This is a genomic window from Polaribacter sp. R77954 (assembly GCF_044595335.1).
In the GTDB taxonomy this organism is placed as follows: Bacteria; Bacteroidota; Bacteroidia; order Flavobacteriales; family Flavobacteriaceae; genus Polaribacter.
In genome coordinates this window covers 2,178,927-2,192,583 of record NZ_CP138992.1, presented here as the reverse complement: position 1 = coordinate 2,192,583, position 13,657 = coordinate 2,178,927, and the positions used below count along the sequence as shown (strand labels likewise).

Here is a 13,657-nt window from a genome sequence, read left to right as displayed (position 1 = left end):
CAATATCTCCGATTTTTATAGTCGAAAGAAAAACTGAAAGATTACTTATTTAAATTAGAAAACAGACTGTCTGTAGATTGTAAATATTTTGATTCACTTATTTCTTTATTCCATTTATTAGTGATGTAATCACTTTGTTGAATCCGAGAATCAACATTTTTAAAATAAACATTATTTTGCCACATCACTTGAGATTTCCACTCGACATTGATATAGCTAAATGCTTTTACAACATCTGGGTGGTCATTTATCACTTTAAAAAAAGGAACAAACCATTTTTGCCAAATTTGTTTTGCTTCTGTTTCGTTACTTAAGTTAGCATAAAAATTTCCTAATTTATCTTTTAAAACTGGGCAAGCTTCGGCTATAAAAACAGGTTTTTTGTGCTTTCTAGCAAAGGTAATCATTTCATTATCTGGGTTATGAAAATAGGAGTAACCACACCAATCTACAAATTCATCTCCTGGATACCATTCTTCCAAAACTTCTTGATTTGAACCTGTACCTTTAGATTGCCATACAAAGGCTACATTTTCTACCTTAATTTTTCTAAATATGTTATGAATTCTTTTCCAGGCTTTTAAAAAGTATTTCTTTTCATAATTGTTCCAATCCCAACCATCAAACTCATAACCAATTCTTAAAAAAACGGGTCTTTTGGTGGTTTTTATCCATTCTCCAAGTGTTATAATAAGCTTGTCGTGTTTGCCTTTTGCCACATTTTTATCGTGATTCATCATAGAAAGCCCAATAGAAATCATGGTGTTTTTAAACTTTTTATCATCTAAATAATATTGTAAACAGGTATCTCCTGCACCCCAATTTGCTTTGGTTTTTGTGCCATCTAAACCATTTATTTGCCATCCAAAAGAGTTGTCACCTGGAGATAAATTGGTGTAAGCTGTTATACCTGCAGGTATTTTAAAAGCATCTAAATAACCATTATGGTAATTTTTTAACCCCCCAACAGCTTCTAAATCTTTACCGATAAAAAATAGTACTTTTCCATTTTTAGGCTCGAATTTGTTAAATTTCATAGTTTTTGTAGATTGATATAATTTCTGCTGAGCGTAAAAGTTTATGCAAAGTAAAAACAGCATGAATAAAAGAAAAATGTTTTTCAATTGAACATTAGTTTTAATTTTTACGAATTTAGACAAAAAACAAAAGAGGCTATCTTTTCAGAAAGCCTCTTTATCAAAAAAATAATTTTTTATTATTTCTTAGCCAGTAAGTCTCTAATTTCGGCTAATAAGTCTTCTTGACTAGGGCCTTTTGGTGCTTCTGGTTTAGGTTCTTCTTTCTTTTTGGTAGCATTAATTCCTTTAATCATCATAAACATTACAAAAGCTACAATTATAAAATCGATAACGTTGGTTAAGAAATTTCCGTACAAAATAGCAACTTCACCAACAACTTTACCAGTTTCATCAGCTACACCTTCTTTAGCAATCCACTTTAAATCTTTAAAATCAGCTTTAAAAATTAAGCCAATTAACGGTGAAACAATTCCTCCTGTAAAAGAAGTAACTACTTGTTTAAAAGCAGCACCCATAACAAAACCTACTGCAATATCAACAAGGTTTCCCTTCATTGCAAAAGCCTTAAATTCTTTAAGCATTCCCATTTTATATTTAAGTTTTAATTAGTTAAGGAAGCTAAAGTAGAAAAATTAAATTTCAAGTAATTTTTTATTCGACAAGAGGTATCATTTGAACTTTTAATCTCTTAATTTTTAAGTTTTATAAAATATTATTTTAAAACTTTTTTAATGCGCGGAGAAATTGCGGTTAACGTTTCATAAACAATAGTTTCTGAAACATCAGCAATATAATTGAGCATTTTTTGGTTGTTAAAAATGATAACTTCATCACCTTCTTTACAATCAATTTTGGTAACATCAACCATAATCATATCCATACAAACATTACCAATTATTTTTGCTTTTTTATTGTTTACGATTACGTAGCCTTTTTTATTGCCTAATTTTCTTGAGATTCCATCTGCATGCCCAATAGGAATTGTTGCTGATTTCGTTGGTCTTTTGGCTACAAAAGCTCTGTTGTAACCTACAGTTTCACCAGGTTGAATAATATGAATTTGAGAAATTATCGATTTTAAATTATGGGTGTTTTTTAGTTGAGCAGTTTCTTGTTCATCATTACCAAAACCATACAGACCAATGCCAATACGAACCATATTAAACTGAGCTTTGGCAAAGTTAACAACACCAGAAGTATTTAAGATATGCAACATGGGTTCGTAACCCAAATGTTTGTAAAACTGTTGGGCAATGTATGTGAAATTATTAATCTGATTGATGGTAAAGTCTTTTTCTTCTAAATCTTCACTGGCTGCTAAATGAGAAAATAAAGATTGTACTTTAATATGATTGGTTTCTTTTAAGTCTGCTATTATTTTAGGAATATCTGTATGCCAAAACCCTAACCTGTTTAAACCTGTATTGAATTTTAAATGCACAGGATAATTCATTAAAGGAATTTGATCTGCCAATTTTAAAAAGGCATTAAAAATTTTAAAATTGTATAAGTTTGGTTCTAAGCGATAAGCTATAACAGTTTGTAAATTTGGTATTTGTGGATGCAATACCAAAATAGGTGTTTTTACATTAGCTTGGCGTAAAGCAACACCTTCATGCGTGTAAGCTACTGCAAAATAATCTACCTTATCTTGTAAAAATTGCGCCACTTGAACGCCATCAGAACCATAACCAAAAGCTTTAACAACCGCTAAAATTTTAGTCTCAGGATTCAGCTTTTTTTTAAAATAATTTAGGTTGTGCTTTAACGCATTTCCATCAATTTCTAAAATGGTTACATGGTTATTCATTCTTATGCTGAACTTGTTTCAGTGTCTATTTAATTTATTTTAGTATTGTAAGAACTTGTTTCAGTAACTTATTACTTTATTTCAGAATCTTTTTGAGATTTCTCAACTTCACTCGAAATGACATTAGTTTTTTCTTCTGAAGCAGTTTCTTCTTGTTTCTTTTTTACAGCTTTGTAATATGCAGCTCTACTCAAAGGTTCATATTCTTGTGTTTCACCTAATAACACTAACTTATCATTTTGCGCTTTTCTAAAACTATAATGTGCTAAATTACCTGTATGTGTGCAAACCGCATGTACCTTGGTTACATATTCTGCAGTTGCCATTAAAGCAGGCATTGGGCCAAAAGGGTTTCCTTTAAAATCCATATCTAAACCAGCTACAATTACACGTACACCTCTATTTGCCAAATCATTGCAAACGGCTACAATTTCATCATCAAAAAATTGTGCTTCATCAATACCCACCACATCAACATTGTTAGCTAGTAATCTAATATTAGAGGAGACTGGTACAGGTGTAGAGCGAATTCTAGAATCGTTGTGCGAAACAACTTCTTCATCATCATAACGTGTGTCTACAGCAGGTTTAAAGATTTCTACCCTTTGTTTGGCAAATTGTGCGCGTTTTAAGCGTCTAATCAATTCTTCTGTTTTGCCAGAAAACATAGAGCCACAAATAACTTCTATCCAACCAAATTGTTCTGTGTGATTTACGGTATTTTCAAGAAACATTTTGTAATTTTAGGCGTTATAAATTAAGTCTATTTTCGGCGCTTACAAATTTAGGAATAAATCATAGTAAAACTTAATATCAACAGAGAACTTATGCACAAAAAATTGGAGGCAGATTTAATTAGCTTAGCACACAGCATCTTAACTATGAAAAATAAGGATGATGTGTTTGCGCTAAAAGAAAAATCTAAAGAAGTTTATGAAAAGCTATCTATGTTGGCTTTTGTAGAAGAATATGTAAACACAACACCGAATTTACAAACTACAAAAGAAGAATTGTTAAAACAAGTAGTTACTGCTTTTGAAACTAAAGAGAACTTTATAGCAGAGCAAGAAGTTGCAGCAGAACTAGACTATGATTTAAGTGATGATGCTGAAAATGAGGTCGTAAATCAACTACATCAAAATAAAATAGAAGCACCCATAGAACAACCTTTTGATGAATTAGAGGAGTTGATGTTTTCATCAAAAGAAATGATTGAAGAAGTAAAATCAGAAAAAAGTATAACAGAAGTCTCGGAATTGAATGCTGCACAGATTGAAAAAGATACTGAACCCAAAACACCAATAATTAGTGATGTTATAAAGGTTGAAGAGCGCAAAAGAATGTCTTTAGAAGAAGAATTACAAGATATTGTTTCTGTTGATGTTATGGCAGATTTCTTTGAAAATGCACAACCAAAATCGTTAAATGATAAATTGGCTGCCAATATTCAAATTGGCTTGAATGATAGAATTGCGTTTGTAAAAAACCTATTTAATAACCAACAAGAAGATTATAACAGAGTAATTTCTCAATTAAATACCTTTAAGTCAGAAAGAGATGCAAAAACATTTATTAAAACTTTGGTAAAACCAGATTATGATTGGTCTGAAAAAGAAGAATTAGAAAATCGTTTTATGGAAATTATTGCTCGAAAATTTGCATAACTTTTTAAAGTTTAAAACGGTTATTTTTTAGCTCCAGACTTTCAATTTTCAATTTAAGCCTTTGAAACCAACTTTAATCCACACGCATTTTCACAAACGAAAAACTGGCGTTACAAGAAGTATAGAAAACGTGCTTCCTTTTTTTGATGACGAATTTGAAACCTATGTATATGGTTCAAATATTGATGGAAATCATATCAGCACTTCAAAATTGAAATCCATTTTATTTTCTGATGGAAAAACTGTAGTACATTGTCATCGAAATAATGAAATTTTAAAAATACTTTGGTATCGTATGTTGGGCGCAAAATTCACCTTGATTGCTACTAGACATGCAGAAACAAAGCCTTCAAAATTTACAAAGTTTTTACTAAAAAAATCTGATATTGTAATTACGCTCATAAAAAGTATGAGTCAAAATTTAGGCATTAAAAACACTATTGTTGGCCATGGAGTGCGCGTTAGTGAATTTGTACCTAAAAAAAAGGTATGGCTTAGAAATGTAGATCAAGAAAACATAATTTTAAATGCTGGTAGAGTTAGAAAGGCAAAAGGACAATTGGTACTTTTAGAAGCAGCAAAAGTGTTAAAAGATCATAAAAATTGGGCATTAGTTATTGTTGGGCAAGTAGATAAGCCTGAGTTTTTAGAAGTATTAAAAACAATGGTTAGAAAACATAATATTGAAAAACAAGTGTATTTTGTAGATGAAACCAGAGAAATTATAAAATATTACCAAGCTTCAAAAATAGTAGTTGCCCCAAGTTTTTCTGAAGGATTTTCTTTGGTAACTGCAGAAGCAATGGCTTGTGAATGTTCTGTAATTGCCACCAAAAATGTGGGTGTACACTCAGAATTGATTACTCACAATAAAAATGGGTACTTGTTTGATGCTGGAAATAGCAATCAATTAGAAGAATTATTATTAAAACAAATAAAAGGAGAAAATCCACTTTTAGGGCAAGCAGCAAGAGCAGAAATTCTTGAAAATTGGAGCGCAGAAAAAGAGGCTAAACAGTTAATTAAAGTATATCAATCAAAATCAATATAAATATGAGAAAAATTATAGTTGTTATTGCAGTTATTTTATTTGGGTCAGTAGCATTTAATGCACAAGAAATTGAAATGAAAAAAGTTTGGGGTGGTTATCAATTTTTACAAGATGGTAAAATGCTGAATGTGAAAAACATGCAAGAGATTATGAAAAATAATCAAGAAGCGTTAGATTTAATATCATCAGCAAAATCAAATCAAAATTGGGCATTAGCTTTAGGTGCTGCTGGTGGATTTTTAGTAGGTTATCCTCTAGGAACTTCAATAGGTGGTGGAGATCCTCAATGGGCATTAGCAGGTGCAGGCGCTGCTTTAATTGTAGCATCAATTCCAATTATTAAAGGCTTTAATAAAAAAGCATCAAAAGCGGTTGAATTGTATAATGCAGGTATATCTTCTACAAGTTATAAATTTAATCCTTCGTTTCATTTTAATATACAAGGCGAAAATATGGGTATTGCAATGAAATTCTGATAGTTATCTTATTTATTGTAACAAAACAAAAGGTAAATCGTTTTAAAAGAAAACCAAATAACATGAAACGATTTACCTTTTTTTTATGCCTGCTTTTTACAATAAACAGTATAGCACAAGACGTTACTTTTAAAAATTTTTACAAAACGCATAAAGAGCAATCTGCTTTTTCATTAAATTTAAATGCATCATTTGCAGGGTCTTTTTTAAGTGATGATGATCAGGACGATTTACAAAAATTACTAAAAAAATCGAGCGATTTTAAATTAATGGTTTTTAATAACGAAGATGCAACTGTATCTAAAGATTTTAAAAAGTACATTAAAAAGAATAAATTAAAAACCATGGCTCGTGTAAAAGGAGATGATGGTAAAGCTTCTTTTTACATTTTAGAAAAGAATAATATTATAAAAGAAATTATTCTACAAGCCAATAACGATGGTGATCAATTGGTACTATTGGGCATAAAAACCAATTTAACCACAGATGAGCTTGCAGAAATGATGTCGAAATCTAACATCAAAACCGATTAATAAAACAATCAACTTGTCATTTCAACCTTGTGGAGAAATCACATAAATAAGAATTTGTTTAGATTTCTTTATAAAGTCAAAATGACAAGTACAACTAATATTTATAGAACTTCTTTCAATTGCGCAATCACTTTTTTACTATTCCCGATAAAAATTGTATCATCAACTATAAAAACAGGACGTTTTAAAAAGGTGTATTCTTGCAACAAATAGTTCTTATAATCGGCCTCAGATAAGTTTTTATTTTTCAAATCCTTAGATGTATATAATCTTGCACGTTTATTAAATAACCCTTCATAACTGCCAGAAAGCGCATACATTTCATCCAGTTGTGTTTCAGTAATATTATTCGTTTTAATTTCTTGACGCTCAAACCCAGCTGTATTTACTTCTTTTAAAATTCTTTTACAGGTATCACAAGTTTGCAAAAAATAGACTTTCTTCATGTTTAATCAATTATATTTACAGTATCAAAATTACTGATAAAAATGAACACTCACTTTTATATTTTAAAAAAATCGAGAGCACTTTTAATGAAAGAATTAGAAGGCTTAACTTTAGATGATCTTCATAGAATTCCTGAAGGTTTTAAAAACAATATTGCTTGGAATGTGGCACATTTGGTAGTTACACAGCAATTGTTACATTACAAATTATCGGGTTTAAATCCTTTATGTTCAGACGAATTGATAGAGGCACACAGAAAAGGAACAGCACCAACAAAAGTTTTTACAGCAGAAGAATTTGAAGAGTTAAAAGAACTTTTAATTGGCTTACCAGACACTTTAGAAGAAGATTTTAATGCAGGTATTTTCCAGAATTATACAGAATATCCAACTAGTACAGGCGTTGTTTTAGATAGTGTAGATATTGCAATTCCGTTTAATAATTTTCATGAAGGCATTCATTACGGAATTATAAGATCTATTAAAAAGTTTTTATAGAAGCTATTTCCAGCTTTCAGCACTCGCTTTTTTTTATGGTGAATGTATTTTAGCATCTTTTCTTTAAAAAAAGTAATTGAATTACCATTAAAGCATTTAATTTAAGTGTAGCATAAAAAAAGAGCTCAAACAAATGCTTCAATCTGGGCTCATATCTTTGAGATATTCAAAGATATCTAAATTTTCTATCTTTAGAATTATAGTAGTCATCGTAATCTATACGAGTTGATAAGGAAGTGATAGATAAAATATAAATTTACAATCAACCTTCCCTTAAAAATCGGAAGGTTTTTTATTGCATTTATTTCAATAATTGAATATCATAATAAAAATAGGTTAAAAAACTAGTAATTAGTGTGTTATGTATTTTTTTTAACATCTGAAATTAAAGAATAGTATTGAGTTTTATATAATAAAAAACGAGAAATAGAATAATTTAGTCAACAATTTGAATAAAATAGTAAATGAAACTTAACAAACATAGTAGCAGATTAACACAAGACGAATCTCAACCAGCATCACAAGCCATGTTGTATGCAGTAGGTTTGTCTGATGAAGATATGAGCAAAGCACAAATAGGTATTGCAAGTACTGGTTATGATGGTAATCCTTGTAACATGCACTTAAACCGATTGAAAGATGAAGTCAAGGTAGAGTGTAAAATTGCAGATATGGTAGGTTTAGGTTTCAATACTATTGGTGTTTCAGATGGTATTTCTATGGGAACTTCTGGTATGAATTATTCCTTAGTTTCAAGAGATATTATTGCAGATTCTATAGAAACTGTAATGAATGCACAAAGTTACGATGGCTTAATTTCTATTGTAGGTTGTGATAAAAATATGCCAGGAGCAGTAATTGCCATGTTGCGTTTAAATCGCCCATCAATTATGATGTATGGTGGAACAATCGCTTCTGGAAATTACAAAGGAAGAAAATTAAATATTGTTTCTGCTTTTGAAGCTTTAGGTCAAAAAGTGGCAGGAGAAATTGAAGAAGAAGAGTATAGAGAAATCATTAAAAGAGCAATTCCTGGAGCTGGAGCTTGTGGTGGTATGTATACTGCAAATACAATGGCTTCTGCAATTGAATGTATGGGCTTTGCATTGCCTTACAATTCATCAATTCCTGCAGAAAATCCCAATAAATTATCAGAGTCAGAAAGACACGCAAGAGCTATTAAAAATTTATTAGAAAAAGATTTAAAACCTTTAGATATTATTTCTAAAAAATCTTTAGAAAATGCAATTGCTTTAGTAAATGCATTGGGAGGTTCTACAAATGCAGTATTACACTTTTTAGCAATTGCACATGCTGCTGATATTGAATTTACTTTAGAAGATTTTCAAAGAGTATCAGATAGAACTCCATTAATTGCAGATTTAAAACCATCTGGTAAATATTTAATGGAAGATGTGCATGGAGTAGGTGGTACACCAGCAATTATGAAATATTTATTAGAAAATGGATATTTACATGGAGATTGTATGACTGTTACTGGTAAAACTTTAGCAGAGAATTTAGCAGATGTAGAAGCTATGGAATTCGAAGATCAAGATGTAATTTTTCCAAAAGATAAAGCCTTAAAATCATCTGGAAATTTACAGATTTTATATGGTAACCTTGCAGAAGAAGGAGCTGTAGCAAAAATTTCTGGAAATGAAGGTTTGTTGTTCGAAGGTAAAGCTGTGGTTTATGATGGTGAACAAGCTGCAAATACAGGTATTTCTAATGGTGAAGTAGCAAAAGGAGATGTAGTCGTCATCAGGTATGTTGGTCCAAAAGGAGGTCCAGGAATGCCAGAAATGTTAAAACCAACCTCATTAATTATGGGAGCAGGTTTAGGTAAATCTGTAGCATTAATTACAGATGGTCGTTTTTCTGGTGGTACTCATGGTTTTGTAGTTGGGCATATTACCCCAGAAGCAATATCTGGAGGTGCAATTGGATTGATTGAAACTGGAGATAAAATTAGAATTAGTGCAGAAGATAATTCTATCAATGTGTTAATTTCTGATGAAGAATTGGCAGACCGAAGAGCAAAATGGGTTGCTCCTGAGCCAAAACACAAAAAAGGAATTTTATACAAATACGCAAAATACGTAGCATCAGCATCTAAAGGATGTGTTACTGATGCTTAAAACTCCTGCGAGGTTTCCAAAAACCTTGTAGGTATAAAACATAAAGATAATATGGAAACAAAAACCATAACCAAACCAAAAAAAGCTACCAAAACTACAGAGCGTATTTCTGGTAGTGAGGCAATTGTGAGATGTTTAATTGAAGAAGGAGTAGATATTCTTTACGGTTATCCTGGAGGTGCAATTATGCCAGTTTACGATGAATTGTATAAATATCAAGATAAAATTCATCATGTATTAACACGTCACGAACAAGGAGCAACACATTCAGCTCAAGGTTATGCAAGAATTTCTGGTAAAGTAGGTGTTGCTATTGCCACTTCTGGCCCAGGAGCAACCAACTTAATTACAGGAATAGCAGATGCACAAATAGATTCTACACCAATGGTGTGTATTACAGGTCAAGTTGCATCTCATTTGTTAGGGAGTGATGCTTTTCAAGAAACAGACATTGTAGGTATTTCTACACCAGTAACAAAATGGAATATTCAAGTAACAAAAGCGACTGATATTCCAGCTGCAATTGCAAAAGCATTTTACATTGCTAAAAGCGGTAGGCCAGGTCCTGTTTTAATAGATATTACTAAAGATGCTCAGTTTGAAGAGTTTGATTTTGTATATGAAAAATGTACTCAAGTAAGAAGTTATAAACCAGTTCCTGATACAGATATTACAAAAGTAGAAGAAGCTGCAGCAATTATTAATAGTGCTAAAAAACCCTTAATTGTTTGGGGGCAAGGCGTAATTTTAGGTGAAGCTGAAGAGCAATTAAAAGCAGTTATAGAAAAAGCAGGGATACCTGCTGCTTGGACAATTTTAGGAGCTTCAGCCATACCAACTTCACATCCTTTTAATGTAGGTATGGTAGGTATGCATGGTAATTATGCGCCTAACATGTTAACCAACGAGTGTGATGTTTTAATTGCAATAGGTATGCGTTTTGATGATCGAGTTACAGGAAGTTTAGATACTTATGCAAAACAAGCTAAGGTAATTCATTTCGAAATTGATCCTGCAGAAATTGATAAGAACGTAAAAACTGATGTTGCTGTTTTAGGTGATGCAAAAGCAAGCTTAAATTTATTATTGCCGTTATTAAATGAAAATTCTCATAAAGAATGGCATCAAAAATTTAAAGATTTATATAAAATTGAATATGATAAAGTAATCAAAAACGATATTCATCCAACAAAAGAAGGTTTAACAATGGGTGAGGTTTTGAAAGAAATTAACATTCAAAGTAAAGGAGAAGCAGCAATTGTTACAGATGTTGGTCAGCATCAAATGGTAGCTTGTAGATATGCAGATTTTAATGTAACTAAAAGTAATATTACTTCTGGCGGTTTAGGTACAATGGGTTTTGGTTTACCAGCAGCAATTGGTGCAAAAATGGCAGCTCCAGAACGCGAAGTAGTTTCTATTTCTGGTGATGGTGGTTACCAAATGACCATTCAAGAATTGGGTACTATTTTTCAGCAAAAAGCAGCTGTAAAAGTGGTAGTGTTAAATAACGATTTTTTAGGAATGGTTAGGCAATGGCAACAATTGTTTTTTGACAAACGTTATGCATCCACAGAAATGGTAAATCCTAATTTTGTAGCTATTGCAGAAGGATATTACATTAAAGCAAGAAAAGTTACCAAACGTGAAGAGTTAGCAGAAGCTGTTGCAGAAATGATGCAAAGTAAAGAAGCGTATTTCTTAGAAGTTTGTGTAGAAAAAGAAGATAATGTGTTTCCAATGATTCCTTCAGGAGCAAGTGTTTCAGATATCAGATTGGAGTAGATATAAATAAAGCTTATTGCTAAAAGCGTATAGCCAAAAGCCAAAGAAATGAATACAGAAGAAAAGCAACTATATACAGTTTCTGTATATACCGAAAATAATATTGGATTGTTGAACAGAATTTCTGCAATTTTCCAGAGAAGACACATCAATATAGAAAGTTTAAATACTTCTCCTTCAGAAATAGAAGGCGTTTCTAAATTTACAATTGTGGTAAATATGAACGAGGTAGGTATTAAAAAAATTATTGGTCAAATAGAAAAACAAGTAGAGGTTATAAAAGCCTATTATCATAGTTTAGATGATATTATTTATCAAATAGCAGGCTTGTTTAAAATTAAATCAGAATTGTTGTTCGAAGAACGTCAAATTCAGAATATCATTAAAGAAAGTAATGCTAGAATTGTAACTGTAAACAAAGAATTTTTTGTTCTTGAAAAATCAGGAAAAAAAGAAGAAATTGTAGAATTATACAATCAATTAGCTCCTTTTGGAATTATGCAATATACAAGATCAGGTTTAATTGCAGTTACAAAAGAAGAAATGAAAATATCAACATTGTTAGAAACTTACAACAACTAAAAATAAGTAAAAAGAGACTAGAAAAAAGAGGATAGATTAAAGGTCATATAGTATTATTACTTGTTTTTTTCTCTCTATTCTGGCATCTTAATACAACAAACAAAAACAAAAAAAATGTCAAATTATTTTAACACATTAACATTAAGACAAAAATTAGAGCAGTTAGGTAAATGTCGTTTTATGGATCCTTCAGAGTTTGAAGACGGAGTAAACGCACTAAAAGGAAAGAAAATTGTTATTGTGGGCTGTGGAGCACAAGGTTTAAACCAAGGTTTAAATATGAGAGATTCTGGTTTAGATATCTCTTATGCATTAAGACAAGCAGCAATAGACCAAAAAAGACAGTCTTATATTAATGCTACTTCTAATGATTTTAAAGTAGGTACTTACGAAGAAATGTTACCAACAGCAGATTTAGTAATTAATTTAACACCAGATAAACAACACACCAATGTTGTAAATGCTATTATGCCTTTAATGAAAAAAGGGGCTACTTTATCATATTCTCACGGATTTAATATTGTAGAAGAAGGTATGCAAATTCGTAAAGACTTAACTGTTATTATGGTGGCACCAAAATCACCAGGTTCAGAAGTTCGAGAAGAATTTAAAAGAGGTTTTGGAGTGCCTACATTAACTGCTGTACATCCAGAAAATGATCCAGAAGGTAAAGGTTGGGCACAAGCAAAAGCATATGCAGTAGCAACTGGTGGTCATACAGCAGGTGTTTTAGAATCTTCTTTTGTTGCTGAAGTAAAATCAGATTTAATGGGAGAGCAAACTATTTTATGTGGTTTGTTACAAACAGGCGCTATTTTATCTTTCGATAAAATGGTAGAAGAAGGAATTGATGCTGGTTATGCTGCAAAATTAATACAGTATGGTTGGGAAACTACAACAGAAGCTTTAAAGCATGGTGGTATTACCAATATGATGGACAGATTGTCTAATCCTGCTAAAATTGAAGCGTTTCGTTTATCTGAAGAATTAAAAGACATTATGCGTCCGTTGTTCCAAAAACATATGGATGATATCATGACCGGTCATTTCTCTAAAACAATGATGGAAGATTGGGCAAATGATGATGTAAACTTATTAACCTGGAGAGCTGCAACAGGAGAAACTGCTTTTGAAAAACAAGAAATTACAGATCAAGAAATCTCAGAACAAGAATATTTCGATCACGGAACGTTGTTAGTTGCTTTTGTTAGAGCTGGTGTTGAGTTAGCTTTTGAAGCAATGACAGAATCAGGAATTATAGATGCTTCTGCATACTACGAATCTTTACACGAAACTCCGTTAATTGCAAATACTATTGCAAGAATGAAATTAGCAGAAATGAATCGTGTAATTTCTGATACTGCAGAATATGGTTGTTATTTATTTGATCATGCTTGTAAACCTTTATTAGCAGATTTTATGAAAACGGTATCAACCAACGTAATTGGTAAACCATTTAGTTCTGATAATGGTGTAGATAACTTAGAGTTGATTAAAATTAACAAGATTATTAGAAATCACCCAGTAGAAATTGTAGGAGAACGATTAAGAGCTTCTATGACAGCAATGAAAGTGATAAAATCTGCATAAAATTAGATTTCCCCAATTTTTGTATAAACCTGTTAAATTGA

Annotated in this window: 14 protein-coding genes; 9 read left to right on the top strand and 5 right to left on the bottom strand. The window is 31.3% G+C overall.

What is annotated here, in order from left to right; all coding sequences use genetic code 11:
- Positions 1-41: 41 nt before the first annotated feature.
- From SJY27_RS09415 to SJY27_RS09400, 4 genes are all read right to left on the bottom strand, one after another.
- Positions 42-1,037 (bottom strand): glycosyl hydrolase, encoded by a 996-nt coding sequence (locus SJY27_RS09415; RefSeq protein WP_397444572.1) that lies wholly within the window; start codon positions 1,035-1,037, stop codon positions 42-44.
- Positions 1,038-1,216: 179 nt separating this feature from the next.
- On the bottom strand, positions 1,217-1,621 hold the full coding sequence (gene mscL, locus SJY27_RS09410) for a large-conductance mechanosensitive channel protein MscL (RefSeq protein WP_397447914.1): 405 nt from the start codon (positions 1,619-1,621) through the stop codon (positions 1,217-1,219).
- A 131-nt stretch (positions 1,622-1,752) separates the two neighbouring features.
- Positions 1,753-2,850: an alanine racemase gene (gene alr, locus SJY27_RS09405; protein ID WP_397444571.1), complete on the bottom strand. Its 1,098-nt coding sequence runs from the start codon at positions 2,848-2,850 to the stop codon at positions 1,753-1,755.
- A 71-nt stretch (positions 2,851-2,921) separates the two neighbouring features.
- Positions 2,922-3,584, bottom strand: a complete 663-nt coding sequence (locus SJY27_RS09400) for a thymidine kinase (RefSeq protein ID WP_397444570.1) — start codon at positions 3,582-3,584, stop codon at positions 2,922-2,924.
- Between the two features lie 93 nt (positions 3,585-3,677).
- Here SJY27_RS09400 and SJY27_RS09395 point away from each other — a divergent pair, with 93 nt between their 5' ends.
- The 4 genes from SJY27_RS09395 (at position 3,678) to SJY27_RS09380 (ending at position 6,574) form a co-directional block, all read left to right on the top strand.
- Positions 3,678-4,514, top strand: coding sequence for a hypothetical protein (locus SJY27_RS09395; protein WP_397444569.1), 837 nt, complete (start codon positions 3,678-3,680; stop codon positions 4,512-4,514).
- 61 nt (positions 4,515-4,575) lie between these two features.
- Positions 4,576-5,565, top strand: a complete 990-nt coding sequence (locus tag SJY27_RS09390; RefSeq protein ID WP_397444568.1) for a glycosyltransferase family 4 protein — start codon at positions 4,576-4,578, stop codon at positions 5,563-5,565.
- A gap of 2 nt (positions 5,566-5,567) precedes the next feature.
- Positions 5,568-6,041, top strand: coding sequence for a hypothetical protein (locus SJY27_RS09385; protein ID WP_397444567.1), 474 nt, complete (start codon positions 5,568-5,570; stop codon positions 6,039-6,041).
- 62 nt (positions 6,042-6,103) lie between these two features.
- Complete coding sequence (locus tag SJY27_RS09380) at positions 6,104-6,574, top strand: DUF4252 domain-containing protein (protein WP_397444566.1); 471 nt, start codon at positions 6,104-6,106, stop codon at positions 6,572-6,574.
- 101 nt (positions 6,575-6,675) lie between these two features.
- Here the strand turns inward: SJY27_RS09380 and SJY27_RS09375 are convergent, their stop codons facing one another.
- On the bottom strand, positions 6,676-7,020 hold the full coding sequence (locus SJY27_RS09375; RefSeq protein WP_397444565.1) for an arsenate reductase family protein: 345 nt from the start codon (positions 7,018-7,020) through the stop codon (positions 6,676-6,678).
- 42 nt (positions 7,021-7,062) lie between these two features.
- Here SJY27_RS09375 and SJY27_RS09370 point away from each other — a divergent pair, with 42 nt between their 5' ends.
- From SJY27_RS09370 to ilvC, 5 genes are all read left to right on the top strand, one after another.
- Entirely contained in the window at positions 7,063-7,518 is a 456-nt protein-coding gene (locus SJY27_RS09370; protein ID WP_397444564.1) for a DinB family protein, read from the top strand.
- Between the two features lie 464 nt (positions 7,519-7,982).
- Positions 7,983-9,659 (top strand): dihydroxy-acid dehydratase, encoded by a 1,677-nt coding sequence (ilvD, locus tag SJY27_RS09365; RefSeq protein ID WP_397444563.1) that lies wholly within the window; start codon positions 7,983-7,985, stop codon positions 9,657-9,659.
- Positions 9,660-9,710: 51 nt separating this feature from the next.
- Positions 9,711-11,444, top strand: a complete 1,734-nt coding sequence (gene ilvB, locus SJY27_RS09360) for a biosynthetic-type acetolactate synthase large subunit (protein WP_397444562.1) — start codon at positions 9,711-9,713, stop codon at positions 11,442-11,444.
- A 48-nt stretch (positions 11,445-11,492) separates the two neighbouring features.
- Positions 11,493-12,026, top strand: a complete 534-nt coding sequence (gene ilvN / locus SJY27_RS09355; protein WP_397444561.1) for an acetolactate synthase small subunit — start codon at positions 11,493-11,495, stop codon at positions 12,024-12,026.
- Between the two features lie 114 nt (positions 12,027-12,140).
- On the top strand, positions 12,141-13,616 hold the full coding sequence (gene ilvC / locus SJY27_RS09350; RefSeq protein ID WP_397444560.1) for a ketol-acid reductoisomerase: 1,476 nt from the start codon (positions 12,141-12,143) through the stop codon (positions 13,614-13,616).
- The last annotated feature ends 41 nt before the right edge of the window (positions 13,617-13,657 follow it).